Raw genomic sequence first — 26,605 nt, 5'->3', positions numbered from 1 at the left:
CCTCCGGGTCAGTCGGTGGTCGCCGGCACCGGGTCCGGGGTGCGCTTGTACATGCGGGTGGCGGTGATCTCCCCGTGCACGACCGTCTCCCCCTCGGCCGGGGGCTGCGGCAGGCCGGGGCGGAGGTGCTCCTCCACGCTGATGTACTTCAGGCCCGCCCGTAGGTCCGCGTCGTTGCGCAGCCGGATGACCAGCGGGAACTCGGCCAGCGCGGTGGTGTCGAAGAGGCCCGTGGTGTAGAGAAGCTGAACACCGAGCGCGTCCGACACCGCCCGCTGGAGCTCCAGCAGGTACGTGGCGTTGGCGCGGCCGATCGGGTTGTCGAGGAACAGGGTGCCGGCGTGCCGGTGCTTGTCGCGGCCCCGGTCGTTGCTGCGCAGGGCGGCCATCGTGCAGTAGAGGGCGATGGCGGCGGTGAGGAGCTGGCCGCCGGAGAAGACGTCGCCCATCTGTCCGACCGGGACCCGCTCGGCGCGCAGCACCGCGTCCGGCTTGAGGATCTCCACGGCCACGCCCCTGGGTTCGAGGGCGGCCTGGACACCGCGCAGCAGCAGGGACATGCCGTCCCGGCGCAGGTCGGAGTTCTTCCTGACGGCCGCGCGGGTCGCCTCGTCGATGACCTCGCCGAGCCGGTCGACGAGCGTGGCCTGGTCGGGCTCCTCGAAGCGGATGCGGAGGAACTCCTGACCCGACCACTCCCCCAGGCCCTCGGGGAGCCGGGAGAGGCGCTGCGCCGAGCGGAGCGTGGCCAGGGCGGACTCCACCAGGCCGCGCAGCCGGTCGACGATCGACTCGCGGTTGCGCTCCAGTTGCGCCAGCTCGTCGGTGAGGACGCGCAGCCGGGGCGCGAAGGCGTCGGCCCACTTGGCGGCGTGCTCGGGCAGGGCCGAGGCGGGCAGTTCGCGGATCTGCTGGCGGGCGGGGGTGCGGACCTGCTCGTAGCGGGTGGAGTTGGCGTGCCGTACGAGGATGTCGGACGCCTCCCGTACGGCCGCGTCGGCGGCGGACAGGTCGGCCGCGCAGCCACGCAGGGAGCGCCGGGCCTCGGCGGCGGACCGGCGCGCCTCCTCCGGGCTGCCCGGGTAGGGCTCCGGCGTCTCCTGGTCCTCGTCGGGGTGCTCCCTGAGCAGGTCGCGGAGGAGGGCGGCCGTCTCGTCGAAGCCGCCGGCCGCGTCCTCGGCGGCCCGGTGGGCCTGGAGGAGCCGGGCGTGGGTGGCCCGGGCGGTCTCCAGGGCGTCGGTGCGGGTGGCGAGTTCGGTGGTGGCGGTGCGGAGGAGGGACTGGGCGTGGTCGGCGTCGGCGGGCACCAGCTCCCCGGGCAGCTCGGTGTGCGCCTCGCCGTCCTCCGGGGCCAGGCGTTCGGCCTCGCCGCGGAGCCTGCCGAGCTTCTCACTGGCCTCGGAGGCCCGGGTCTCCAGCATCTGCACCAGGGACTCGGCGCGAGCGGCGGCGGCCTGGCGGGAGGGGCCGTCGGCGCCGTCCGGGCTCTCCAGGAGCTGGGCGGCGCGGGTGCGGACCTTGTTGGTGAGCCGGTCCAGTTCGGCGAGGGCGGCGCTCTCGTCGCTCTCGGCCCGGGCCTGCTCGGCGCGCAGGTCGGCGCCGACGCCGACCTTCTCGTAGAGCTGGGAGGCTGCGCGGTAGGCCTCGCGGAGGGCGGCGAGCGGTACGCGCGGGGCGTCGGCGTCCTGCGCGGGCAGGGTCTCGGGGGCGCCGGCGATCTCGGCCCGCTCGGCGCGCAGGGCGCGGGCGGTGCGGTGGGCGTCGTCGGCGGCGCGCTGGGCGGCGCGGCGGTCCTCGTCGGCGGCGCGGGCCCGCTCCAGGCAGGTCTGGGCGCGGGCCTCGTACTCGGCGGTCTCGTCGGCCAGTTCGCGCAGCCGCGCCTGCCAGCCGGCCCGCTCGCGCAGCCGGAACGCCAGTCCCGCGAGGGCGTCGGCGACCCGGCGGGCCCGCTGGGCGGCTTCCTGCCGTTCGTCGCGGACCCGGGCGGTGTCGGCCGCCGCCTCGTCGGCCTCGGCCCGTGCCGTACGGGCTTCGGCGAGCGCCACCTCGGCGGCCTCGGCGGCCGCGCGGGCGGTGGTGGCGGCCTCCGCCAGCTCGGTGAGCATGCCGGGCGGGCAGTCGGCGCGCCAGGAGCCGATGCGGGCGGCGAGCGAGCGGTCGCCGGTGAGGCGGGCGGCGAGGGTGCGGATCTCCTCGTCGCGGGCGGTGGCACGGGCGCGCAGCGCCTGGCGCTCCTCGTCCGCGGCGTGCTCGTCGTGCATGGCCGGGTTGGGCGGGACGAGGAAGACGTCGGTGTCCGTGCCGGTCTGTCCGGGGACGGGGGCGAGGAGGGCGGCGGCGGTGCCGACGGCCACGGCGGAGCGCGGCAGCAGCGCGGCGCCGGCCAGGGCTTCGCGGGCCCGGGCGTACGAGACCGGGTCGGTGATCACCACGCCGTCGACCAGCTCGGGCCGGGCGGCGAGCACGGCGGCGTGGTCGGCGGGGTCGACGGCCTGGGCGAGGTAGCGCCAGCCGGGCAGGGCGGGGATGCCCTGTTCGCCGAGGTACTCGACGGTGGCGAGGACGTCGGGGCCGGGCGGCAGGAGCCCGCCGTCGCCGAGGGCGCCGAGGATGCGGGAGTCGTCGGCGGCGGCGGTGCGCAGTTCGAACAGCTTGCGTTCGGCGGAGGCGATGCCCTGGTCGAGCAGCTCGCGGAGGTCGTCCGCGTACCGGTCGAACTCCTCGACGGTGAGGGGGCCTTGGGCCGTGCGCGCGGGTGCGGGCGTCCCGCCGTGGCCGCCGGGGTGGCCGTCGTCGTCCCCGGCGCCCGGGCCGGTGTCCGTGCCCTGGCGGGGGCCCGGGACGGCGGCCCTGGGACCGGCCGGGCCGGTGCCGGGCGGTTCGGCGGCGGACGGGCCGGTGGCCGACGGCAGGCTCAGCAGCTCGGCGAGGCGTTCCTCGGCGGCGATGGCCTCGGCGGCGCGGCGCTCGGCCTGGTGGGCGTGGTCGGCCGCCTGGGCGGCGTCGGCGGCGCGGGCGGCGGCCAGTTCGGCGCGGGACTCGGCGGCGGCCGCCTCGCGGGCCCGGTCGGCCGCCGCGCGGGCGGCGTCGCGGGCCGTGTCCCAGGCGGCGACGGTGGTCTTCTCGGCGTCGCTGGCGGCGAGCGCGGCGCGGGCCGGGTCGGCGTCGGGGGCGGTGTCGTCGAGCCAGCCGGCGCGTACCGCTTCGGCCGTCTCCTGCTCCACCTCGGCGAGGCGCTGGCGCAGGTGGCCCGCTTCGCTGCGGGCGCGCTGGGCCTCGGTGGCGGCGGCGGTGGCGTCGCGGTGGGCGGTTTCCCCGGCCTCCTGGAGGGCGGCGGAGCGCTCCTCCTCCTCGGCCGCCTGCCGTTCCCCCTCCTCGGCGGCGGTGTGCAGGGCGCGTACGAGGTCGGCGGCGGCCTTGGCGCGGGCGGCGAGCGCGGGGGCGGCGTCGCGCTCGGCCTCGCGGATGGCGGCGGCCACGCGCGCGGAGCGGTCGGCGGCGGCGCGGTGCCTGAGGACCGCCTCGGCGGCCTGCCAGGCGGCGTGCAGGGTGCGGGCGTCCATCAGCTCGCGCCGCTGGGCGGCGGCGCCCTTCTCGGCGGCGGTGAGGGCCAGGGAGGCGTGGCGGTAGGCCAGCTCGGCGGCGATCAGGGAGCTGCGGGCGCGGGCGTCCTCCGTCTCGGTGACGGTGTGGGCGGCGGCGGTGACCTGCCGGGCCAGCTCGGCGGCGCGGCCGCGTTCCTGAGCGGCGCGGGCGGAGAGGCGGTGGGCGAGCGTGCGGGTGCGGCGCTCGGCCCCGGCGTGGACGTCGCGGGCACGCGCGCGGGTGCCGGCCGCTTCGACGATCCGTCCCAGGAGGTCGACGGACCCGGCGGTGAAGTCCCGTTCGGCGGTGAGCTCGGCGCGGCGGCCCAGCTTGTTGCCGAAACCGCTGACCAGGTCGGCGAGGCCGTCCGTGTCGCGGGTGTCGGTGACCGCGCGCAGCAGGAGGTCGGTGAAGTCGGAGTCCTTCTTGACCGCGAAGAGGCCGGCGGCCTCGCCCTCGTCCGCGTTCATCTCGCGCTGGTAGCGGAACAGTTCGGGGTCCAGGCCGAGGTCGCCGAGGTGTTCGTTCCAGCGGTCGTGGATCTCCTCCCAGTACACCTCCAGGTGCGGGTACGCCTTGCCGGCTTCGGTCAGGGCGTCGCGGAAGCCCTTCATCGTGCGGCGGCGGCCCTGCGCGCCGGAGATGCCCTCGGCGGGCGGGCGTACGGAGGTGGCTTCCGCGACCGGGAGGGAGTCGAGGCCGAGACCGGGTCCGGGGCGGAAGGAGTACCAGGCCTCGGCGAACTTGCGCGGGTCGTTGGAGACCTGGCGGCCGCGCCACTCGCTGACCTTGCCGACCACGACGAGCTCGCCGGTGAGGGTGTGCTGCCATTCGAGGGCCACGTGGCCGCAGTCGTCGGCGAGCAGGAACTTGCGCAGGACGCCGGAGCTGGCGCCGCCGAGGGTGTTGCGGTGGCCGGGCAGCATCACCGAGAAGATCAGCTTGAGCAGGACGGACTTGCCGCCGCCGTTCTCCAGGAAGAGCACGCCCGCGGGCGCGGGGCGGCGCGGCGGGCCGACCGGTTCGTCCTCGAAGAACTCCGCCTGGGTGGGGGCGGGGTTGGGCACGGGCGCGCCCACTCCGCGCAGGTCCAGCACGGTGTCGGCGTACCGCGCACCGGCCGGCCCGATGGAGTAGAGGCGGACCCGGGACAACTCGTACATGTCGGCGGACTCTCAGTCGTTACTGTCGTGGTGCGCGTGTCGGAGGGCGCGTGTCAGGCGTGGAAGGGCAGGCCGGCGTCGGCCGCGAGCTCCAGGTCGTCGCCCTCGGGCGGCGGCAGGAGGGTGGCGGTGCCGTCGGAGACCGGGACGACGCCCAGGTCCAGGAGCTCTGCCATGGCGGCGCTGCCCGCCATGTCGCGGACCTGGAGCTGGTAGCGGGCGGTGGTGCGGTAGGAGCCGCCGCCCTCGTCACCGGTGCGCTGGAGGAAGCCGGAGTCGGTGAGGAAGGCGACGGCCTTGCCGATGATGCCGGTGGTGGAGCCGGCGAGCCGGCGGGCGTCCTTGGTGGCGCCGGTGGCGCTGCGCCGGGCGTAGATGCGCCAGGCGGCCTCCAGGCCGGGGGCGTCGCTGGCCGGGTCGGTGTTCTCGCCCTGTTCCTCGGCGCGCTCCTCCAGGCGGCGGCAGGCCTGGCGTACGAAGGCGTCGACGCCGTTGACGGTGAGGCGGCCGATGTAGCCGTCGTCGGCGAGGTCCTCGGGGCGGGGGAAGGCCATGGCGGCGACGGCGAGGTGGGCCAGGCCGTGCAGGAAGCGGTCGCCCGAGTCGGTGGAGGCGCGGCGGGCGTAGTCGCCCATGCGGACGGCGAAGACGGAGTCCTCGGCGGCGGTGACGGCCATGCCGGCGCGGGGGGACACCTCCAGCACGATGAGGCCGAGGCCGGTGGCCACGGCGTCGGCGACCCGCGCGAAGGCGGGCTCCTCGCGGTAGCGGCGGAGCAGGTCGGCGTACTCGGCGTCCCGGGCGGGGAGCAGCTTGGGCTGGAGCCCGAAGGAGACCAGGCGGGCGGCGTCGGCGGCGTCGGCCGGTGTGACGGCGGAGCCGCCGGTGGGCGTGCCGGGCTGGGCCGCCTCGGGGGCGTCCGGCTCGCTCCACGCGTCGGTGTGCTCGGCGTGGTGGTCGCTCACGGCTGGGGCTCCTCGGTACGGGTGGATCGTGGTCGGGACGGGCACGGGGACGGAGGCTGGAGCCGGGGCCGGGGCCGGGGCCGGAGCCGGAGCCGGGCCGCGGACCGGGCCAGGGACAGGGTCCGGGGCCGGGACGTGCGGCGGGGTGCGGCGCTCCCGGCCACGGCCGGGCTCGGCGTCCACCGCCCCGCCGGGCGGTGGACGGGGGCGGTGGCGGGGCCGTTCACGCGGTGTCCTTGCGGTCGGCGGCCATGCCCACCGCGTCGAGCAGCGCGGTGCCGACTATCAGGTCGGCGCCGCCGAACTCCGGGTCGTCCAGCTCGGTGCCGTCGTCGACGGCGAACAGCAGGCGTTCCTCGCCCTGCCGGTAGGCGGTGCCGACCGGGGGGCTGGCCGCGTGTACGGCCAGCAGGGCGACCAGGTAGGGCAGTTCGGGGTCGCGGCGGCGGGCTTCGGCGAGAAGTCCGGAGAGCCTGCGCGGCGCGTCGTGCTCCAGGTCGAGCAGTTCCATGGCGGTGGCAAGCTGCGCCTCGCTGAAGCGGCTGTCGTCGGGGGTGGCGATGAGGTCGGGCTCGGGCATCTCGGCGCCCAGGTGCTCCCGCTCCACGGGGGGCGTCAGCAGCAGCTCGACCAGGTCGCCCATCCGTACGGCGCCGGGGGCGCGCAGACCTGTGCCGTGGGCGAAGTACGCGTCGGTGACCTTGGTGGCCCGCTCCACCGGCAGGGGGAGGAGGGGGGCGACGAGCTGACCGTAGAGGTCGAGTCCGGCGCGGGCGGTGGGCTGGGTGAAGGCCTGTCGGTCCTGTTCGGCGCGGAACAGCGGCCCGGCCTCCAGGAGCCGGGACTGGAGCTGGGTGTGGCGGCGGATGCAGTCCTTGACGATGTCGACGAGCTCGGCGGCGCGCCGCTTGTGCTCCTGGTCCTCGGCCTCGTCGCGCGCCTTGCGGATGTTGGTGAGGATGGCGTTCTCGTGGCGGTACCGGTCGGCGACGTGGTCGAGCGCCTCGTCGATCATGTCGGGTACGGCGCTGAGCCAGTCGACGGCCCGGACGTTGCGCCGGGTGGCCTCCAGGGTCTTGCGGAGGGTCTCCGCGTACTGCACGGTGCGGTACCGCGCCTGTTCGGCGGCGAGCTGGGCGTCGGCGAGCCTGCCGCGGCTGATCAGCACCTCCAGCTTGACCTCCGCGGCGATCTGCGCGCTGGTGACGTCGGTGTCGAGGGCGCCGACGAGGACGTTGACCGCCTCGTCGGTGGTGCGGAGGTAGACGCTGCCCCCGTACCCGGGGACCTCCTCGATGAGCTTGAAGTCGTAGTCGCGGCGTACGTAGACGCCGTCGGCGCCGAAGGTGCCGTACACGGCGCGGAAGCCCCGGTCGACGCTGCCGACGTTGATCAGGTTCTCCAGGACCCAGCGGGCGACGCGCTCGTGCTCGGCGGCGGGCCGCCGCGGGGCCTGGGCGGCGACCCTGGGCAGCAGCCGGGCGACGATCTGCTCGTGGTCGGCGCCGGTGTCGAAGTCCATGTTGAGCGTGACGAGGTCGATCGCGGCGAGGGCGACCTCGGCCATGGCGTACGTCGAGTACTCCCCCGCCAGGTTCGCCTTGCGCGCGTCCAGGTCGTGCAGGGGCGCGGTGCACGCGAGCGCGCGCAGCCGCCGCGCGAGCCCTTCGTCGGCGGCCGGGCCCTGCGCGGGCCGCGGCCCCGCGCTGAGCTGGGGCGGAACCGATTCCGTCGAGGCAGGCGAAGTCACGCTGCACAGATTAGGTCCTCGCACCGACAACGGTCGAAACGGCGCAGACGGCCCGCGCGGGCCCGTGGGCCGGCCGGTGCGCGCGGCGGCCGTCAGCCGGTGCCGGGCGGCGGGTCCGCCGCGACCACATCGGAATAGACCCGGACCAACTGCTCACGGGAATCGTCGAGGTAGTCCATGAGCAGCCGTTCGGCACGGGTCGGTTCCCCCGCCTGAAGAGCGTCCAGTATCTCCCGGTTTCGCATGAGATACGGCTCATGGAGCGCCCGGGGATCGGCCACCGAGTGGAAGGCGAGCCGGAGTTCGGCGAGCACCCCGCGCATCAGCTCGTCCGTGCGGTCGCTGCCCGCGAGGGCGACCAGCTCCCGGTGGAAGTGGATGTTGGCGGTGGACACGCCCTTCCAGTCGCCGTCCCGGGCGTCGCGCTCACCCCCGGTCACCGCGAGGACCAGGCCGTCGAGGGCGTACGGGGGCTCACCCAGGTCGTGCAGGACGGCGCATTCGACGAGCCGCCGGGTGCGGTAGATGTCGACGACGTCCTCGACGGCGAGGACGCGCACGAAGACCCCCCGGTTCAGCTCGTGGACGAGCAGCCGCTCGTGCGTGAGCAGCCGGAACGCCTCGCGCAGGGTGTTGCGCGACACCCCGAGCGCGCCCCCGATGCTCTCCTCCGACAGGCGGGTGCCGGGCGGGAAGAACCCCTCGGCGATCCGGGTGCGCAGGATGTCCGCGACCCGTTCCGCGGTGCTCGTACGGCCGAGGAGCACGCGGTCGTCCGCGAGCCCGCCGCTCCCTGAGCCCGTCGTCCCCACAGCGCCCTCTTCTCATCCGTCTCATCCGACTCGCACGACTTGTTCGTCTTTGTGCGTCCCGTCCGCCTCACCCGTCGGCGGCGCGTGCCCCCCTCATCGTAGAAGGAAGGGCGAGGTGCGAGAACGAGGGGACGAACCTCTTGTCGGATCGTTCAACGATCCCTACCTTGGGGACACCGCACCGCTCCCGCTCGACCCCGTACCGCTCCGGCACGCCTCCCCCAGCTACGAGGTGCAGATGAGTACGCCCCGGACGACTCCGACGACCCCGACGACCCCGACGACCAAGGGCGAACAGCCCGACGACGGCGCGTTCGCCTGGCTGCGCGCCCTCGGGCCGCGCGGCCGCCGCGCCTTCGGCGGCGCGTTCGGTGGCTACGCCCTGGACTCCTACGACTTCTTCACGCTGCCGCTGAGCATGGTGGCGATCTCCGCCTACTTCGGTCTGAGCAGCGGCCGGACCGGCCTGCTCACCACCGTCACGCTGGTCGTGTCGGCAGTCGGCGGCGTCCTCGCCGGGATCCTCGCCGACCGGATCGGCCGGGTGCGGGCGCTGATGATCACGGTGATCACCTACGCGCTGTTCACCGTCCTGTGCGGCTTCGCGCCCAACTACGAGACGCTGCTCGTCTTCCGCGCCCTCCAGGGCGTCGGATTCGGCGGCGAGTGGGCGGTCGGGGCGATCCTGGTGGCCGAGTACGCCTCCGCCAAGCACCGCGGCCGGACCCTCGGCGGCGTCCAGAGCGCCTGGGCGGCGGGCTGGGCCCTCGCGGTCGTCGTCTACACGCTGGTCTTCCACTTCGCCGACCCGGACACCGCCTGGCGCGTGATGTTCTGGACGGGCGCCCTGCCCGCCCTGCTGGTGATCTGGGTGCGCCGGAACGTCGAGGACGCGCCGGACGCCGCCGCGGTACGCGCGTCGAGCGCCGAGCGCGGCTCCTTCACGGCCGTCTTCCGGCCGGGTCTGCTGCGGACGACGGTGTGCGCGACGCTGCTCTCCACCGGCGTCCAGGGCGGCTACTACACGCTGGCCACCTGGGTACCGACGTACCTCAAGAGCGACCGCGGGCTGACCGTCGTCGGTACGGGCGGCTACCTGGCGTTCCTGATATCCGGCGCGTTCCTCGGGTACCTGACGGGTGGTTACCTCACCGACCGGCTGGGGCGGAAGCGCAACATCGTCGTCTTCGCGTTCCTCTCGGCGGTGTGCATCCTCGCCTACACGAACATCCCCTCCGGGGCGAACGGTCTCGTCCTCGTCCTGGGCTTCCCCCTCGGCTTCTGCATGTCGGCCATCTTCAGCGGCTTCGGCTCGTTCCTCGCCGAGCTCTACCCGACGGCGGTGCGCGGCACGGGCCAGGGCTTCACGTACAACACCGGACGGGCGGTCGGCGCGTTCTTCCCCACCCTGGTCGGCTTCCTCGCCGAGAGCTGGGGCGTGGGAGGAGCGCTGGTCTTCGGCGCGGTCGGGTACGGCATCGCCGTGCTCGCCCTGCTCGGCCTGCCCGAGACGCGCGGGCGCGAGCTCGTCTGACACGGGGACGGAGTCACCACCATGACCTGGGCATCGATCGACCTCAACGCCGACCTCGGGGAGGGCTTCGGCCGCTGGCGGCTGACCGACGACGAACAGCTCCTGTCGGTCGTCACCAGCGCCAACGTGGCCTGCGGCTTCCACGCCGGAGACGCGGCCACCATGCGGCGCGTCTGCGCGCTGGCCGCCGAGCGCGGGGTGCGGATCGGCGCCCAGGTCTCCTACCGCGACCTGGCCGGCTTCGGACGGCGCTCCATGGACGTGCCGTACGACGAGCTGGCCGCCGAAGTGGCCTACCAGATCGGCGCCTTGCAGGTGTTCGCCCGGGCGGCCGGTGCGCGGGTGTCGTACGTGAAACCGCACGGGGCGCTGTACAACCGCGTCGTCCACGACGAGGGCCAGGCGCAGGCGGTGGTCGACGGCGTGCTGCTGACCGGCGAGCGGCTCCCGCTCCTGGGCCTGCCCGGCTCACGCGTGCACGAGGTGGCGGAGAAGGCCGGACTGCCGGTCGTCGCCGAGGCGTTCGCCGACCGCGCCTACACCGCGGCCGGCACCCTGGTGCCGCGGACCGAGGACGGCGCCGTCGTCACCGACCCGGCGGCCGTCGTGGAACGGTCGGTGTCCATGGCCCGGTTCGGTGTGGTCACCTCCCGGTGCGGACGCCCGGTACCGGTTCGCGCCCGGTCGCTGTGCCTGCACGGCGACACTCCGGGGGCGGTGGGCCTGGCCCGCCGGGTCCGGGCCGAGCTGGAGTCCTCGGGCGTGCGCGTGGAGGCCTTCGTATGAGGACCCTCCCGGTCGGCGAGCGGGCCCTGCTGGTCGAGCTCGACAGCGGCGAGGAGGCCGAGGCCTTCCACGCCGAGCTGCTGCGCCGCCGGGCGGCCGGCGCGCTCCCCGCCGTGACGGAGATCGTCCCGGCGGCGCGGACGGTGCTGCTGGACGGGGTGGCGGATCCCGGGCGGCTCGCCGCCCTGGTCGCCGGCTGGGAGACCGGCCCGACGCACGCGCGCGTGGAACCGGTCGTCGAGATACCTGTCCGGTACGACGGGCCCGACCTGGCGGACGTGGCGGCCCTGTGGGGTGTGCCGCCCGGCGAGGCGGCCCGGATCCACGCGGCGGCCGAGTTCCGGGTGGCGTTCTGCGGGTTCGCCCCGGGGTTCGGGTACCTCACGGGGCTGCCGGCGGTGTACGAGGTGCCCAGGCGGGCCACCCCGCGCACCGCCGTCCCGGCCGGCTCGGTGGCGTTGGCCGGCCCGTACACGGGGGTGTACCCGCGCGCGTCGCCCGGCGGCTGGCAGCTCATCGGGACGACCGACACCGTGCTGTGGGACCCGGCCCGGGAGCCCGCGGCGCTGCTGTCGCCGGGCACCCGGGTCCGCTTCGTGCCGCGGGACGTGGGGGGCCGATGACCGACCGGGCCTTCGCCGTCGTACGGGCCGGGGCGCTGACCACCGTGCAGGACCTGGGGCGTCCCGGCCACGCCCACCTGGGCGTTCCGCGTTCGGGTGCCCTCGATCCGTACGCGAGCGGCCTCGTCAACCGGCTGGTCGGCAACCCGGCGGACGCGGCCGTGCTGGAGACCACCGTCGACGGCTGCGCGGTGCGGCCCCGCTGTGCCGTGACCGTCGCGGTGGGCGGGGCGCCATGCCCCGTCACGGTCGACGGGCGCCCGGCCGGCTGGGGCACCGCCGTGCGCGTCCCGGCGGGCGCCGTCCTGGAGGTGGGCACGGCGGTGCGCGGCCTGCGCTGCTACGTGGCGTTCGCCGGGGGCGTCGCCCCCGACCCGGTGCTCGGCAGCCGGTCCACGGACCTGCTCTCGGGGCTCGGCCCGGCCCCGCTGCGCGACGGTGCCGTGCTGCCGCTGGGCCCGGCCCCGTCGTCCGCGCCCGGGGCTCCGCCCGCGCCGGCGCCCGGCGTCGTGCCCTGGCCGGGGCCGCCCCGGGAACTGGTGCTGGGCGTCCGGCTCGGCCCGCGCGACGACTGGTTCACCCGGCGGGCGCTCAGCACCTTCGCCACGCACGCGTACCGGGTGTCGCCCGCGAGCAACCGCATCGGGCTGCGCACCGAAGGACCGCCCCTGGAGCGTGCGGTGGCGGGTGAGCTGCCGAGCGAGGGCATGGTCCTGGGCGCCGTCCAGGTGCCCCCGGACGGGCGCCCGGTGGTGTTCCTCGCGGACCATCCCACGACGGGCGGCTACCCGGTGGTGGCCGTCGTCCGGGAGCGGGACCTGGCGGCGGCCGCCCAGGCCGTGCCCGGGACGACCGTCCGGTTCGTGCCCACCGGCCCGTGACCGGCGCCCGGGGACCGGGCCGGGCCCGGGGAACCGGACCGGGGTCACGGGGTGGCGGCCGGCGGATCCGGGGTCACGGGGTGGCGGCCGGCGGGTCCGGCGGGCCGGCCGGGGGGCCGTACCCGCCGCCCCCGGGGGTGGCGACGACCAGGACGTCCCCCGGCTCGACGTCCACCACGTCCACCCCCGCCAGCCGGCGTCCGGTGCCGTCCGCCCGCTCCACCGCGTTCTCGCCGAGCGCGCCCGGAGCGCCGCCCGCCATCCCGTACGGGGGGACCCTCCGGTGCCCGGTCAGGAGCGCCACCGTCATGGGCTCCAGGAACCGGATGCGCCGGACCACGCCGTCACCGCCCCGCCGGCGGCCTCGGCCCCCGCTGCCCTCCCGCACCCCGAAGGCCTCCACCCGGACCGGGTAGCGCCACTCCAGGACCTCGGGGTCGGTGAGCCGCGAGTTGGTCATGTGGGTCTGGACGGCGTCCGCGCCGTCGAAGCCGTCCCCGGCGCCCGAACCGCTCGCCACCGTCTCGTAGTACTGCACCCGGTCGTTGCCGAAGGTCACGTTGTTCATGGTCCCCGAGCCCTCGGCCTGGACCCCCAGCGCGGCGTAGAGGGCGCCGGTCACCGCCTGCGAGGTCTCGACGTTGCCCGCGACCGTCGCCGCCGGGTGGACGGGGGCGAGCATCGAGCCGGCCGGCACCCGCACGTCCAGCGGCTCCAGGCAGCCGCTGTTGAGGGGGATGTCGTCGTCGACGAGCGTGCGGAACACGTACAGCACGGCCGCCATGACCACGGCCGTCGGCGCGTTGGTGTTCCCCGGCTGCTGCGGTGACGTGCCGCTGAAGTCCAGGACGGCAGCGCGGTGCTCGCGGTCGACGCGGACGGCCACCTGGATGACCGCCCCGCCGTCCGTCTCGTAGCGGTAGGAGCCGTTCTCGAGGGTGGCGACGATCCGGCGCACCGACTCCTCGGCGTTGTGCCGTACGTGCCGCATGTAGGCGTGGACGACGTCCAGGCCGAACTGCTCCACCATGCGGTCCAGTTCCTCGATGCCCTTCTCGTTGGCGGCGATCTGGGCCCGCAGGTCGGCGAGGTTGGTGTCCGGGTCCCGGGAGGGGTACGGGGCGTCGGTGAGCAGCCTCCTCGTCTCGGCCTCGCGCAGCTTCCCGTCCCGTACCAGGAGCCAGTTGTCGAAGAGGACGCCCTCCTCGTGGATGCTGCGGCTGAAGGCCGGCATGGAGCCGGGCGTGATCCCGCCGATCTCGGCGTGGTGCCCGCGGGAGGCGACGAGGAAGCGGAGTCCGCCGGACGGTCCGAAGACGGGCGTCACGACCGTCACGTCGGGCAGGTGCGTGCCCCCGTGGTACGGGTCGTTGATGGCGTACACGTCTCCGGGGTGCATGGTCCCCCGGTTGCGGCGCAACACCTCCTTGATGGACTCCCCCATGGAGCCGAGGTGGACGGGGATGTGGGGCGCGTTCGCGATCAGGTTGCCGTCCGCGTCGAACAGGGCGCAGGAGAAGTCGAGCCGTTCCTTGATGTTGACCGAGTGGGCGGTGTTCTCCAGCCGCACGCCCATCTGTTCGGCGATCGCCATGAAGAGGTTGTTGAACACCTCCAGGAGGACCGGGTCGACCTCGGTGCCGACGGCGCTGCGGCGCGGCCGGGGGCGGGCCCGGGTCAGCAACAGGTGGCCGGTGTCCGCCGCGACGGCCCGCCATCCGTCGTCCACGACCGTCGTGGCGTCGGCCTCGGCGACGAGGGCCGGTCCCGGCACGCCGTCGCCCGGGCGGAGGTCCTCCCTCCGGTACAGCGGGGTGTCCGTGCACTTGCCGCCGGTGAACATCGCCACCGTCGCACGCGGCCGTGGCGCGCCCCGCCGGGCGGGCCGTTCCGGCGTGGCCGGGCCGTGGGCGCCGGCCCGGCCCACCGCCTCGACCGACACGGCCTCCACCACCAGGGGCTTGTCCATGATGAAGCCGTACCGCGCCCGGTGCGCCGCCGTGAACGCCTCCGCCATGGCCTCGGCCGGGCCGAACGGTACGGCCAGGCCGGCGTCCGTTCCGGCGTAACGGAGCAGTACGCGCGCGTGGGTGCTGATCGCGCCGCCGGGCAGCCCGTCGGCCCGCAGTTCCTCGGCGGTGCGCGCGGCGAGCCGGTCGCAGAGGTCCCGCACGCGCGCGTGCACGGCGTCGCCGTCCAGTTCCGCCTCGACGGACCGTTCGCGCATCGCGGTGGCGTCGGCGAGCCCGATGCCGTACGCGGAGAGGACCCCGGCCAGGGGCGGCACCAGGACGGTGTCGACCCCGAGGGCGTCGGCGACCGCGCACGCGTGCTGGCCGCCGGCGCCGCCGAAGCTGGTCAGGGCGTAGCGGGTGATGTCGTGGCCGCGCTGCACGGAGATCTTCTTGACGGCGTTCGCCATGTTGAGGACGGCGATCTCCAGGAACCCGGCCGCCACTTCCTCCGGGGTGGGGGCGGTTCCGGTGTGCCGCCGCACCTCCTCCGCGAGGGCGGTGAAGCGGTCGCGGACGACGTCCGGGTCGAGCGGCTGGTCGCCCCGGGGGCCGAAGACGGCCGGGAAGTGGTCCGGCTGGACGCGGCCGAGCATCACGTTGGCGTCGGTCACGGTCAGCGGTCCGCCGCGCCGGTAGCAGGCGGGCCCCGGGTCCGCCCCGGCGGAGTCGGGGCCCACGCGGTAGCGCTGCCCGTCGAAGTGGAGGACCGAGCCGCCGCCCGCCGCGACGGTGTGGATGTTCATCATCGGGGCCCGCATCCGCACCCCCGCCACCTGGGTGCCCAGCTCCCGTTCGAACGCGCCCGCGTAGTGCGACACGTCGGTGGACGTGCCGCCCATGTCGAAGCCGATCACCCGCCCGTACCCCGCCTGCTCCGACGTGCGGGCCATGCCGACGACCCCGCCCGCCGGGCCGGACAGCACGGCGTCCTTGCCGCGGAAGTGGGCGGCCTCGCGCAGCCCGCCGTTGGACTGCATGAACATCAGCCTGACGCCGGCGAGTTCGCCCGCGACCTCGTCGACGTACCGCCGCAGGATCGGGGAGAGGTACGCGTCGACGACCGTGGTGTCGCCGCGCGGCACCAGTTTGATCAGCGGACTGACCTCGTGCGAACAGCTGACCTGGGTGAATCCGGCCTCGCGGGCCGCCTCGGCGACGCGCAGCTCGTGCTCGGGGTGGCGGTAGCCGTGCATGAGGACGATCGCGGCGCTGCGGAAGCCGTCACCGTGGGCGGCTGCCAGCCGGCCGGTGACGGCGGGCAGGTCGAGCGGCCGGACGACGGTTCCGCGGGCGTCGACGCGTTCGGGAACCTCGACGACCCGGTCGTACACCGCCTCGGGCAACAGGATGCGCCGGTCGAAGATCCGGGGCCGGTTCTGGTAGGCGATGCGCAGCGCGTCACGGAAGCCCTCGGTGACGACCAGCACGGTCGGCTCCCCGCGCCGCTCCAGGAGGGCGTTGGTGGCGACGGTGGTGCCCATCTTCACCGAGGCGATCCGGTCGGCCGGTACGGGCTCGTCCGGAGCGAGCCCCAGGAGGAGCCGGATGCCGGCGACGGCGGCGTCCCGGTACCGGGCGGGGTCGTGGGAGAGCAGCTTGCGGGTGACCAGGCGACCGTCGGGCCGCCGGGCGACGACGTCGGTGAAGGTGCCGCCCCGGTCGATCCAGAACTCCCAGCGCCCTGCCATCCCCCCATTTTCTCTCGGACGGCTCGGTCCGCCTCCTGGGCGCCCCCCTCTTTTGAAGGCTCGGTTCGCCTCCGGGGCGCCTTCAGTCGGCGCCGACGGTCGATCGTGCTCGGTTCCTCGTTCCTCGGAACCTCCGCGCGTTCTCCCTTTCGGCACCGCCGGCGCCCCTTCGGCTCACTCGCCCCGCCGGCGCCCCTTCGGCTCGCTCGCCCGGCCGGCGCGCCGGGCGAGCGGCCGGGCGGGTCAGACCTTGGGGAGGTCGGGGCCGATGCGGCTGCGGACGGCGTCCTGGACCTCGTCCTCCTCGGCGGGATCGGCGGCGAGCCGGCGCAGCCGTTCGGCCACGCGTACGTCACCGGTCTCGGCGTGCAGGGCGGCGATCTCCCTCGTCGTCTCCTCGCAGTCCCACAGGCACTCGACGGCGAAGCCGGTCGCGAAGGAGGGGTCCGTGGCGGCCAGGGCGCGTGCGGTGCGCCCGCGTAGCTGGGAGGAGGCGGTCTCGCGGTAGATGTGGCGCAGTACGGGCGCGGCGCAGGCGACGCCCAGCCTGCCCGTGCCGTCGACGAGCGCGTAGAGCGAGGGGGCGTCGGGGCCGTCGGCCCGTACCGCCTCGCGCAGCGCCCCGAGGACGAGCGTGGCGTCCCGGGCGTCGCCCCGGCAGGCGAGCACCCCGGCCGCGGAGGCGCCGAGCGGGTCGGGCCGGTGCACCCAGCCCCGGGCCCGGTCGACGGCCGCGTCGCCGCACATGCGCTCGAACGCCGCGACGGCGGCTTCGGCGACGGTACGGGAGTCACTGGCGGCCGCGGCCTCGATGAGGTCGAGCACGGCGGGGTCCCGCGCTTCGGCGAGGTAGTGCAGGGCGGCGCAGCGGGCGCCGTCCTGGCCGGCGCGGGCCGCTTCGAGGATCAGCGGCCGGTCGCCGGGGCCGGCGACGGCGGTCAGGCAGCGGGCGGCGGGCACATGGAGCACGGAGCCGCGCTCCAGGCCCTCCTGGGCCCACTCGAAGACCGCCTGGACGCTCCAGCCGGGCCGGGGCCCCGTGGGGCGCATCTGGCGCTGCCAGCGGTCGAAGGAGCCCTGTTCCCGGGCGGCCCGGACGCGGGCGCCGACCGCTTCTCGGGGGTCCTCGGCCCACAGCCGCCACGGGCGCGGCTCGAAGGCGTCGCGCACGGCGGTGGCGAGCTCGGCGTCGCCCTCGGGGGTGGCCGGGAACCTGGCGAGGATCGGGCCGGCGAGACCGCGCAGCCCGGCGTCGTCGTCGCGCAGGGCCAGCTCGTCGAGCGCCCAGGACCAGTTGGCCCCGGTCGCCGCGTACCGGCGCAGCAGTACCAGGGCGTCCCCGCGGCCGTACGCGGCGAGGTGGCCCAGGACGGCCAGCGGGAGCCCGGTGCGGGCCTCCTCGGTGTCGAGGTGGTCCTCGGCACCGAACAGGTGGGCCTCGATCTCGTCGAGCCCGCCGTGCAGATCCAGGTAGAGCCGTGCGTAGTAGAGGGAGCGGTTCTCGACCTGCCAGTCCTTGCGCGGGTCGTGGAGAACACAGTGGTTGAGGGCCGCGAGGGCTTCCGCCCGTGGCGCGGCCAACGCGTGCAGCGTGCCGTCGCCGCGACCCCTCTGCAGCAGGCCGAGCAGCGTACCGCTCGGCGCTATGACTGGATCGAACATGGAAAATGCCTCACATCAAGCTGTCGACGCACCCGGAGGACACCGGGGATCCCGGGGTGACCGGGGAACGGTGATGACCTAGGCCGCGCAGCAACATGTGGAGCCGCCCGTCGTCTTCCGCTTGGTGTTGACCATCTTCCTCTGCCTCTCGTCGGTGGCCCCGTACGGGCCCGACGTCATGATGACCCAGCCATTTCGCCACCGCGACCACATTTACGGCACCGCTCTCACCTGGCGTTCAGCACCCGTTCACCGGGAGCCGAACAGCTCCAGGAGGTGTGCCTTCCCAAACATCCTGGCGGTATCCACGGCGGACGGAGTTCCTGCTTCCGGATCGGCGCCCGCGGCGAGGAGGGCACGGACGATGGTGTCCTCGCCCTTGAAGACGGCGCCGGCGATCGGCGTCTGGCCCCGGTCGTTGACTCGGTCGGGGTCGGCGCCGCGCTCCAGCAGGGCGGCCACCGCGGCCTCGTGGCCGTGGTAGGCCGCGAGCATGACCAGGGAGTCGCCCTTGTCGTTGGTGAGGTTCGCGGGCACGCCCGCGTCGACGTAGGCGGCGAGCGCCTCGGCGTCGCCCTGCCGTGCCAGATCGAAGACCTTGGACGCCAGCTCGATCACCTCGGGGTCCGGGGTTTCACTCATCGGACGTACCGCCTCTCACCTCGTTGACGCGTCATGCCGCCATGGACGCGTGCGGCTACGACAGCCGCGTTGACCTGCATGGACCCGGTCGGACCGGTACGCACGGCGGGAGCGCCGTACGAGTGAACCGACAGGGTACTGCCCGGGCGCGGACATGACCCGGTCCGGCATTGGCAAGGGATGAGCAGCGGAGCGAAGGGGTCACAACCCGGGCATTCCGTCCGCCAGTCAAGTGAAAAGCACATAATTTCACCCATTTGCACCTTTTATCACATAGATACTTTCTGTGAGGCTGGAAGAACTGAAGGTGACTGTCCCCTCACCCAGGAGATCCCCTCATGATCCTGTCCATCTCAGGCGTGGTACTGCTCGGCATCATCGTCTTCCTCTTCTTCAAGAAGGACGGGCTCAAGGCCTCCCACGCCCTGGTCTGCGCGCTCTTCGGCTTCTACCTCGCGGGCACCGCGATCGCACCCAGCATCACGGCGGGCGGCGCGAGCCTGGCCAGCCTGCTGGGCGGGATCAAGTTCTGACGCCCCGCGGCCCCTTCCACGACCCCAGGACCAGGAGTACGACGTGGCACGGCGCCCCCTTCCGCGCATCCCGCACCTCCCGAGCCTCCCGAGCATGCCGAGCGGCGCCACCGCCCGGATCGCCCGCGGCCGGGAGATCGCCCGAACGGCCGCCGACGGCGCCACGGACGTCCTCCATCCACTGATCACGATCAGTCGTGGTCTGCGGAAGCTGGTGGGGGCCGGTCGCGCCAAGTGGGCCGCGACGCCCAGGGAACGGCGCGGTCCCGCGCTGTTCGTGGTCGCGGCCTGCGTCATGGCCGTCGCGCTCGTCCCGTACGGGCCGCTGCTGGCCCTCGTCTCGGTCATGGGCGCGGCGGCGTGGCAGGGGCGCGAGCGCCCGGTCGTCAGGACGGGTCCCGACGAGGCCGAGACGGAACGGCTCCGGGCGCTGTACGAGGCCCTGGTGCCGTACTTCTCCGTCCCCGAGGACCCGAGCCCGCTGTTCGCCCACGGCGGCGACTGGTCGAAGGCCTTCGGCGACGCCGAGTTCGACGGTGACGGGCGGCCCACCCGGCTGCGGATCACCTACCCCGCCTACTTCACGGACGGCGAGGCCGAGTCCCGCGCGCGGATCGAGCAACTGCTGTTCGCCAAGTCCGGCCGGGGCCGGGAGTACCTCTTCGACTGGGACGAAGAGGGCAACCAGCTCCTCATGCGGGTGCTCCCCGCGCTCTCCACGACAGTGGCCGCCCAGCGCTTCGTCACCGTCCCGGGCGAGACCGTGCTCGGGTTCACCGACCCCGACGCCGTCCAGCGGACCGTGCCCGTGCTGGACGGTGACGAGACCCGGGACGCGCCGCCCGTGGTGTGGCGCACGGGTCCCCGCTCCACCGAGCCGCACCTGCTGGCCGTCGGGCAGCCGGGCAGCGGCACCACCACCCTGCTGCGGTCCGTCGCGCTCCAGGCGCTCCAGCACGGAGACGTGCTCGTCGTCGAGGGCGCCGGAACCGGCGAGTACGCCTGCCTCGTCGGGCGCGAGGGCGTCCTGGCCGTCGAGTGCGGACTGTCCGGCGCGCTGGCCAGCCTGGAATGGGCGGCGCACGAGACGGAGCGGCGGCTGATCGCTGCCAACCGGGCGCGCCAGGCCGGTCACCCGGCGCCCGAGGACACCAGACGGCCGCTGTGGATCCTGCTGGACCGGCCGAGCGTGCTCGGCCACCTGGCGGCCGCGGACGGCCGGACGGACCCCCAGTCGCTGCTCCAGGTCCCCCTGCGGCACGGCCGGGCGGCCCATGTGACGGTGGTCGTGGCGGAGCAGTTCGACTGCCTGGACACGCTCGGCGAACCCGTCTGGGCCCACACCCGTGCCCGGGTCGTGCTCGGACCCGCCTCCGCCGAGCAGGTGCGCTGCGTCCTGGACGCCACTCCGCACACCACGCCGACCCCGCACGTGCCGCCGGGGCGGGGCTACGCCCGGCTCGGTACGGGACCGGTTCTCCGGCTCCAGGTCCCCGCGACGCCGGACCCGTACGACGACGCCACGACGGAGACGCACCGGCAGGCCGTCCTGGACCTCCTCCCGCCGCGCCAGCCCGCCCCGGCACCGGCCGCGCCCCCCATGCCGGCCGGCCCCCCGAAGGCGGCTCCCCGGATGGCGGACCCCGTCGGGGCCGGCCCCCCGGAGGCCGAGCCACGGGCCGCCGCGCCGGTCACCGACCAGGCACCGCTCCAGCCGGTACCGCAGGACGTCCAGCCGGTGCCGCGGGCCGTCCAGCCCGTACCCCAGGCGCTCCAGTCCGTACCGCCGGTCCTCACCGACGCCCTCCACGCCGCGCCCGGAACCGCCCCGCCGGCACCGCAGGCGCCCGGGCCCCTCCCCCAGGCCCCCCAGCCCGCGCCGCCCCAGGCCTCCCCGCCCCTCACCGCGGCCCCGGCCACGCCGCCGGCGGCCGGACCGCCCGCCGTACCGGACCCGCTGCCCGGCGGCCCGCGGACCGCCCCCACCGGCGGCTGACCCGGCACCGGGACCCACACCCAGCACCCCCGCACCCACGGCCCGGCCGGCGGGGGCGCCGGTCCCGTCGAGCGCCGCACCCCTCCGGCCGTCCCACCCCGCTCAGGCCACGAACGTCCTCGGCGAGTCGCCCGAACCGGCGCTCGCGCCCGCCCTCACCAGCCGGGCCGCCGCCGCGAGGCGTACCGCCGCCTCGTCCGCGACCGGACCGGCGACGGTGAACGGGAGCCGGACGTACCCCTCGAAGGCGCCGTCCACGCCGAAGCGGGGACCGGAGGGCACCCGTACGCCCACCCGCTCGCCCACCTCGGCCAGCCGGGAGCCGGACAGCCCACCGGTGCGGACCCAGAGGGTCAGACCCCCGCGCGGCACCTCGAACTCCCAGTCGGGCAGCTCCCGGCGTACGGCGGCGACCAGCGCGTCGCGGTTCTCCCGCGCCTGGGCGCGGCGCAGGGCGACCGCCTCCTCCCAGCCGCCGGTCCGCATCAGCCAGTTGACGCCGAGCTGCTCCAGTACGGGGGTACCCAGGTCGGCGTACGCGCGGGCGGCGACCAGCGCGCGGATCACGTCGGGCGCCGCCCGTACCCACCCGATGCGCATGCCCGCCCAGAAGGCCTTGCTGGCCGATCCGACGGTGAGCACCGTGCTCCCGGCCGGGTCGAAGGCGCACACGGGCCGGGGCATGTCGAGCCCCTCCTCCAGGTGCAGCTCCGTCATGGTCTCGTCGACCACGAGCACCGTCCCGGCCGAGCGGGAGGCGTCGACCAGAGCGCGCCGCCGGTCCTCGTCCGCCAGGGCCCCGGTCGGGTTGTGGAAGTCCGCCACCACGTAGGCGAGCCTCGGGGCGGCGTCCCGGAGCACCTGGCGCCACCGGGCCACGTCCCAGCCGTCCAGGCCCTCGGCCATCGCGACCGGCACCAGCCGGGCGCCCGCCTCCCGCATGAGCTGGAGGATGTTGGCGTAGGAGGGTGACTCGACGGCGATGCGCTCGCCGCGCCCGGCGAACAGGTGGCAGATGGCGTCGATCGCCCCCATGGCGCCGGTCGTCACCATGATCTGCTCAGGCATCGTCGGGATGCCCCGCTCGGTGTACCGGTCGGCGAGCATCTGCCGCAGCGCGGGCAGGCCGGCCGGGTAGTCGCCATGGGTGTGGGCGTAGGGCGGCAGCTCCTCCAGGGCGCCCTGGAAGCCGCGGGTCAGCCACGGCTCGGGGGCGGGCAGCGAGGCGCAGCCCAGGTCGATCATGGAACCGAGCGACTCCGGCGGGAGCGGTTCCAGGCCCCGGGCGGGCAGCGGGTTCCCGGCGGGCACCGCCGTCCAGCTCCCGGCCCCGCGACGGGACTCCAGGAACCCCTCGGCGCGCAGTGCCTCGTACGCGGCGGCGACCGTCGTACGGCTCACGGACAGGGCGAGGGCCAGTTCCCGCTCGGCGGGGAGCCGGGCGGCGACCGGGACGCGCCCCTCCAGCACCAGCAGGCGGATGCCGTCGGCGAGTGCCCGGTAGGCGGGGGGCTTGCGGGTGCCGGGGCCGGCCGGCCGCGGCTGCTGCGCGTTGAGCTGCCGGGCGAGCTGGGCCGGGCCCACCGCCGAAGTCCACTCAGCCATGGAATTCAGTCCACCTTCCTCGAATTGGACCTGGTTGGCCTCCAAAGCCCTGCCACAGGGTGGCATGAGTCAGTCCACCACCATCACATCGGGGGGCACAACCCATGTCGACGACATCCGGCTCACCGGATCCCGGCCCCACGCCCGCACACCTCACCCGCCGGCTGTTCCAGCTCTACGCCGGCCTCACCCTGTACGGGGTCAGTTCGGCCCTGCTGGTCCGCAGCGGCCTCGGCCTGGAGCCGTGGAACGTCCTGCACCAGGGGCTCGCCGAACGCACCGGCCTGACGATGGGCGCCGTGCTGACCGTCGTCGGCGCCCTGGTCCTCCTCCTGTGGATCCCGCTGCGCCAGCGGCCGGGCCTGGGCACCGTCTCCAACGTGCTGGTCATCGGCGTCGCCATGGACGGGGCCCTGTGGCTGGTCCCGGACGCCCACGGGCCGGTGGCGCAGATCCCGGTGATGACCGCCGGCATCGTCCTCAACGGGGTGGCCACCGGCCTCTACATCGCCGCCCGCTTCGGCCCCGGCCCGCGCGACGGCCTGATGACGGGTCTGCACCGGCTCACCGGCCGTTCCATCCGGCTGATCCGCACGACGATCGAGGTCACCGTCGTCGTGACCGGGTTCCTGCTCGGCGGCTCCCTCGGGATCGGTACGGTCCTGTACGCCCTGGCCATCGGCCCGCTGGCACAGTTCTTCCTGCGGGTCTTCGCCGTCCCCGGCGGCACGGTGAGCACCGTGGTCGCCTCCGGGGAGCCCCGGCAGGCCATACTGCGGCCGTGACTCGCCTACGCCATCCCTATCTGGACCACCCCTCCACCCCCATACCCTTCGCCCATCGCGGCGGGGCGGCGGACGGACTGGAGAACACGGCGGCGGCCTTCCGGCGCGCCGCAGCGACGGGCTACCGCTACTTCGAGACGGACGTGCACACGACCGCGGACGGCCGGCTGGTGGCGTTCCACGACGCCACCCTGGACCGGGTGACGGACACCCACGGCCGGATCCGGGACCTGCCCTGGAGCGCCGTGCGGCACGCGCGCGTGGCGGGCAAGGAGCCGCTCCCGCTCTTCGAGGAGCTGCTGGAGGAGTTCCCGGACGCCCGCTGGAACGTGGACGTCAAGGCGGAGCCCGCCCTGGAGCCGCTGATCGAGGTGGTGCGCAAGGCGGGCGCCTGGGACCGGGTGTGCGTCGGCTCGTTCGACGAGGGGCGGGTCGCCAGGGCGCTGCGGCTGGCGGGGCCGCGGCTGGCCACCTCGTACGGGGTGCGGGGCGTGCTGGGGCTGCGGCTGCGGTCGTACGGAATCCCGGCGGCGCTGCGGGCGGGTGCCGTCGCGGCCCAGGTGCCGGAGACGCAGAACGGGATCCGGGTGGTGGACCGGCGGTTCGTGCGGGCCGCCCATGAACGGGGTCTCCAGGTGCACGTGTGGACCGTGAACGATCCGGTGCGGATGACCGCTCTGCTGGACCTCGGGGTGGATGGCATCATGACCGATCATCTGGAGACGTTGCGCACGGTACTGACAGACCGGGGTGTCTGGGTCTAGGGCCTGTCCTATGTCTCCCGTCTCGGGGACGAACAAGGGGGGCGGGCATGAGCGACGCCGCGACAGACGACCGGGCCGCCGGTGAGACCGGGCCCTCCGACCGCCGGCGGGAGCAACGCGGCTGGTATTTCTACGACTTCGCGTGCTCCGTCTATTCGACGAGTGTGCTGACGGTCTTCGTCGGCCCCTACCTGACGTCGGTCACCAGGGCGGCGGCGGACGCGGACGGTTTCGTCCACCCGCTCGGCATCCCGGTCCGCGCGGGCTCCGTCTTCCCGTACGCCGTCTCGGTGTCGGTGGTCCTCGCGGTCCTGGTGATGCCGCTGGCGGGTGCGGCGGCCGACCGTACGGGCCGCAAGAAGCCGCTCCTGGCGGCCGCCGCCTACCTGGGGGCGGCCGCCACGGCGGGCCTGTTCTTCCTGGACGGGGACCGCTACCTGCTGGGCGCCTTCCTCCTGATCGTGGCGAACGCCTCACTCGCGGTGTCGATGGTGCTGTACAACGCCTACCTGCCGCAGATCGCGGAGCCCGCCGAGCGCGACGCCGTGTCCTCGCGCGGGTGGGCCTTCGGTTACACGTCGGGCGCCCTGGTGCTCGCCCTGGACCTGGTCCTGTACACGGGCCACACATCCTTCGGGCTCTCGGAGCCGGAGGCGGTGCGGATCTGCCTGGCCTCGGCCGGCCTGTGGTGGGGCGCCTTCACCCTCGTACCGCTGCGGCGGCTGCGCGACCGGGCCGTGGTGGCCGGCGGGGACGGGGCGGTCGGTTCGGGCTGGCGGCAGTTGCTGTCCACGCTGCGCGACATGCGCCGGCATCCGCTGACGCTCTCCTTCCTCCTCGCGTACCTCGTCTACAACGACGGTGTGCAGACGGTGATTTCACAGGCTTCCGTCTACGGCTCCGAGGAACTGGGGCTGGACCAGACGACGCTGATCACGGCCGTACTGCTGGTACAGGTGCTGGCCGTGGTGGGAGCACTGGGCATGGGGCGGCTGGCGCACACGTACGGCGCCAAGCGCACGATCCTCGGTTCGCTGGCCGTGTGGACGCTGATCCTGGGGGCCGGTTATTTCCTGCCGTCGGGGGCGCCGGTGTTCTTCTACGTCCTGGCGGCGGCGATCGGGCTGGTGCTGGGCGGCAGCCAGGCGCTGTCGCGTTCGCTCTTCTCCCACCTGGTGCCACGCGGCAAGGAGGCCGAGTACTTCTCGGCGTACGAGATGAGCGACCGGGGACTCAGCTGGCTGGGGCCACTGGTGTTCGGGCTCGCCTACCAGCTCTCGGGCAGCTACCGGGATGCCATCATCTCGTTGGTGATCTTCTTCGTCCTCGGATTCATCCTCCTCGCGCGGGTACCCGTACGGCAGGCGGTGGCCGCCGCGGGGAACCCCGTGCCGGACCGGATTTAGACGCGGAAGTGAAAGGCCGGTAGTGTACGCCTTTGGCCTGCCAGGCGGACCGTTACTGCGTGCTCTGAAAGCAAAGACGCTGGGTGACATCTGCTGCCAGATGTGACAAACCGGGCACTGGTGGGTACAACAAGGGGCGGCACGACGGGCGACGCATGACCCGCAACGGGAATCTTTACCGCCGACCGGACGTTGACCGGATGACGACGACAGCGACACCTGTCCTGTGGGCGACAAGCCCGGGAGGCACGATTCATGAGTGAGCGAGCTCTTCGCGGCACGCGCCTCGTGGTGACCAGCTACGAGACCGACCGCGGCATCGATCTGGCCCCGCGCCAGGCGGTGGAGTACGCATGCGAGAAGGGGCATCGTTTCGAGATGCCGTTCTCGGTCGAGGCGGAAATTCCGCCGGAGTGGGAGTGCAAGGTCTGCGGAAGCCAGGCACTCCTCGTTGACGGGGACGGCCCCGAGGAGAAGAAGGGCAAGCCGGCGCGTACGCACTGGGACATGCTCATGGAGCGGCGCACCCGCGAGGAGCTCGAGGAGGTGCTGGCCGAAAGGCTGGCGGTCCTGCGCTCCGGCGCCATGAACATCGCCGTGCATCCGCGCGACAGCCGGAAGTCCGCGTAGGCGCACAACAGCAGCGTCCGCGACAGCGGGCGTCATGAGCAACAGCCGCGGGGCGGCGGTACACCTGGTGTACCGCCGCCCCGCGGCGTTCGCGCGTCCGCGTCCCGGGCGCTGCCGCCCGCCCCTAGGACGTGTTGTCCCGTCCGGCCGGCGGCAGCGAACGGCGACACCCGGCGGCGGTCAGCGGGTCAGCGGCGGGCGGGGCCCGTCGTCGCCGTGGGCGCCCGGCTGCCGGGACGCCTCGTCGCGGATGACCTCGCCCTGCACGACCTTGCCGCCGGCGTGGTGCGTACGCGTCTGCTGGAAGGCGTCACCGAGGGAGCCGTAACCGGGCACGGCGACGGCTCGCATCCGCCGCTCCAGGGCCTTCTCCGCGTACCGGCCCGCGATCGTCCGCACGGCCGGAACCAGCAGCAGCAGACCGGCCACGTCCGAGATCAGGCCCGGCAGCATCAGCAGCAGCCCGCCGAGCATCAGGAACCCGTTCCCGGTGCCGGTCCGGTCGGCACCGGCGCCCGACACGGGCGCGCCGCCCTGTTGCCGCTGGAGCGTTTCGGTCAGCGTACGGAACGCCCGCCGCCCCGCCCGCTTGATCACCGCACCGCCGAGCACGCCCCCGGCGACGAGCAGGAGCAGCACGGTCAGGCCGCCCGCCGCGCCGGCCACCAGGGTCAGCAACCAGATCTCGAGCACCAGCCAGGCGGCGAGGCCGAGCGGGGCCAGGGTGCGGGCGCGTGAGCGCGGCGTACGGGCGGGAGGAGGCGTGGTGCCGGTCGTCAT

At 74.6% G+C, this 26,605-nt stretch carries 19 protein-coding genes; 10 read left to right on the top strand and 9 right to left on the bottom strand.

Features of this window, described 5'->3' with window-relative positions; translation table 11 throughout:
• Positions 1–8: 8 nt before the first annotated feature.
• From ACZ7LK_RS24105 to ACZ7LK_RS24090, 4 genes are all read right to left on the bottom strand, one after another.
• Positions 9–4,748, bottom strand: a complete 4,740-nt coding sequence (locus ACZ7LK_RS24105) for a hypothetical protein (protein ID WP_471143214.1) — start codon at positions 4,746–4,748, stop codon at positions 9–11.
• Between the two features lie 53 nt (positions 4,749–4,801).
• Entirely contained in the window at positions 4,802–5,713 is a 912-nt protein-coding gene (locus ACZ7LK_RS24100; protein WP_392276030.1) for a hypothetical protein, read from the bottom strand.
• A 223-nt stretch (positions 5,714–5,936) separates the two neighbouring features.
• A complete protein-coding gene (locus ACZ7LK_RS24095) occupies positions 5,937–7,463 on the bottom strand; it encodes a hypothetical protein (RefSeq protein WP_392276029.1) in 1,527 nt (508 codons plus the stop codon).
• A 92-nt stretch (positions 7,464–7,555) separates the two neighbouring features.
• Positions 7,556–8,275 (bottom strand): GntR family transcriptional regulator, encoded by a 720-nt coding sequence (locus tag ACZ7LK_RS24090; protein WP_471143210.1) that lies wholly within the window; start codon positions 8,273–8,275, stop codon positions 7,556–7,558.
• 238 nt (positions 8,276–8,513) lie between these two features.
• Between ACZ7LK_RS24090 and ACZ7LK_RS24085 the strand changes: the two genes are divergently transcribed.
• The 4 genes from ACZ7LK_RS24085 to ACZ7LK_RS24070 are packed head-to-tail and all read left to right on the top strand — an operon-like array spanning position 8,514 to position 12,099.
• Positions 8,514–9,809, top strand: coding sequence for an MFS transporter (locus ACZ7LK_RS24085; RefSeq protein WP_471143262.1), 1,296 nt, complete (start codon positions 8,514–8,516; stop codon positions 9,807–9,809).
• 21 nt (positions 9,810–9,830) lie between these two features.
• The gene (locus ACZ7LK_RS24080) at positions 9,831–10,595 is read left to right on the top strand and encodes a LamB/YcsF family protein (protein WP_392276027.1); all 765 of its coding nucleotides are present in this window, start codon (positions 9,831–9,833) and stop codon (positions 10,593–10,595) included.
• Positions 10,592–11,218 carry a 5-oxoprolinase subunit B family protein gene (locus ACZ7LK_RS24075; protein WP_469464837.1) on the top strand — a complete coding sequence of 209 codons (627 nt, stop codon included), beginning with the start codon at positions 10,592–10,594 and terminating at the stop codon, positions 11,216–11,218. Before ACZ7LK_RS24080 ends, ACZ7LK_RS24075 begins: the two co-directional genes overlap by 4 nt.
• On the top strand, positions 11,215–12,099 hold the full coding sequence (locus ACZ7LK_RS24070) for a 5-oxoprolinase subunit C family protein (protein WP_471143206.1): 885 nt from the start codon (positions 11,215–11,217) through the stop codon (positions 12,097–12,099). Before ACZ7LK_RS24075 ends, ACZ7LK_RS24070 begins: the two co-directional genes overlap by 4 nt.
• Positions 12,100–12,172: 73 nt before the next feature.
• Here ACZ7LK_RS24070 and ACZ7LK_RS24065 read toward each other — a convergent pair whose 3' ends face one another.
• The 3 genes from ACZ7LK_RS24065 to ACZ7LK_RS24055 all read right to left on the bottom strand — a co-directional run bounded on the left by ACZ7LK_RS24065 (position 12,173) and on the right by ACZ7LK_RS24055 (position 18,106).
• Positions 12,173–15,802, bottom strand: a complete 3,630-nt coding sequence (locus ACZ7LK_RS24065) for a hydantoinase B/oxoprolinase family protein (protein ID WP_471143204.1) — start codon at positions 15,800–15,802, stop codon at positions 12,173–12,175.
• Positions 15,803–16,045: 243 nt separating this feature from the next.
• Positions 16,046–17,464, bottom strand: a complete 1,419-nt coding sequence (locus ACZ7LK_RS24060) for a HEAT repeat domain-containing protein (RefSeq protein ID WP_392276023.1) — start codon at positions 17,462–17,464, stop codon at positions 16,046–16,048.
• A 249-nt stretch (positions 17,465–17,713) separates the two neighbouring features.
• Positions 17,714–18,106, bottom strand: coding sequence for an ankyrin repeat domain-containing protein (locus ACZ7LK_RS24055; protein ID WP_392276022.1), 393 nt, complete (start codon positions 18,104–18,106; stop codon positions 17,714–17,716).
• Between the two features lie 338 nt (positions 18,107–18,444).
• On the opposite strand from ACZ7LK_RS24055, the gene ACZ7LK_RS24050 reads away from it, so the two are divergent.
• Both ACZ7LK_RS24050 and ACZ7LK_RS24045 read left to right on the top strand, forming a co-directional pair.
• Positions 18,445–18,639 (top strand): hypothetical protein, encoded by a 195-nt coding sequence (locus ACZ7LK_RS24050; protein WP_017949565.1) that lies wholly within the window; start codon positions 18,445–18,447, stop codon positions 18,637–18,639.
• A 43-nt stretch (positions 18,640–18,682) separates the two neighbouring features.
• Positions 18,683–20,635 carry a hypothetical protein gene (locus ACZ7LK_RS24045; RefSeq protein WP_471143200.1) on the top strand — a complete coding sequence of 651 codons (1,953 nt, stop codon included), beginning with the start codon at positions 18,683–18,685 and terminating at the stop codon, positions 20,633–20,635.
• Between the two features lie 102 nt (positions 20,636–20,737).
• On the opposite strand, the gene ACZ7LK_RS24040 is transcribed toward ACZ7LK_RS24045, so the two are convergent.
• Positions 20,738–22,240: an SCO1417 family PLP biosynthesis transcription factor gene (locus ACZ7LK_RS24040; protein WP_392276020.1), complete on the bottom strand. Its 1,503-nt coding sequence runs from the start codon at positions 22,238–22,240 to the stop codon at positions 20,738–20,740.
• A 104-nt stretch (positions 22,241–22,344) separates the two neighbouring features.
• Here ACZ7LK_RS24040 and yczE point away from each other — a divergent pair, with 104 nt between their 5' ends.
• The 4 genes from yczE to ACZ7LK_RS24020 all read left to right on the top strand — a co-directional run bounded on the left by yczE (position 22,345) and on the right by ACZ7LK_RS24020 (position 25,825).
• Positions 22,345–23,025, top strand: coding sequence for a membrane protein YczE (gene yczE / locus ACZ7LK_RS24035; protein WP_471143197.1), 681 nt, complete (start codon positions 22,345–22,347; stop codon positions 23,023–23,025).
• Positions 23,022–23,789, top strand: coding sequence for a glycerophosphodiester phosphodiesterase family protein (locus tag ACZ7LK_RS24030; protein ID WP_471143194.1), 768 nt, complete (start codon positions 23,022–23,024; stop codon positions 23,787–23,789). Before yczE ends, ACZ7LK_RS24030 begins: the two co-directional genes overlap by 4 nt.
• A 47-nt stretch (positions 23,790–23,836) precedes the next feature.
• Positions 23,837–25,195, top strand: coding sequence for an MFS transporter (locus ACZ7LK_RS24025; protein ID WP_471143191.1), 1,359 nt, complete (start codon positions 23,837–23,839; stop codon positions 25,193–25,195).
• A 255-nt stretch (positions 25,196–25,450) separates the two neighbouring features.
• Positions 25,451–25,825 carry an RNA polymerase-binding protein RbpA gene (locus tag ACZ7LK_RS24020; protein WP_026278069.1) on the top strand — a complete coding sequence of 125 codons (375 nt, stop codon included), beginning with the start codon at positions 25,451–25,453 and terminating at the stop codon, positions 25,823–25,825.
• A gap of 180 nt (positions 25,826–26,005) precedes the next feature.
• On the opposite strand, the gene fxsA is transcribed toward ACZ7LK_RS24020, so the two are convergent.
• Positions 26,006–26,605, bottom strand: coding sequence for an FxsA family membrane protein (gene fxsA / locus ACZ7LK_RS24015; protein WP_471143188.1), 600 nt, complete (start codon positions 26,603–26,605; stop codon positions 26,006–26,008).

The sequence above is a fragment of the Streptomyces sp. NPDC039423 genome (assembly GCF_055598725.1).
Note: the sequence above shows the minus strand (reverse complement) of the source record. Positions and strands in the feature narration are given on the sequence as shown.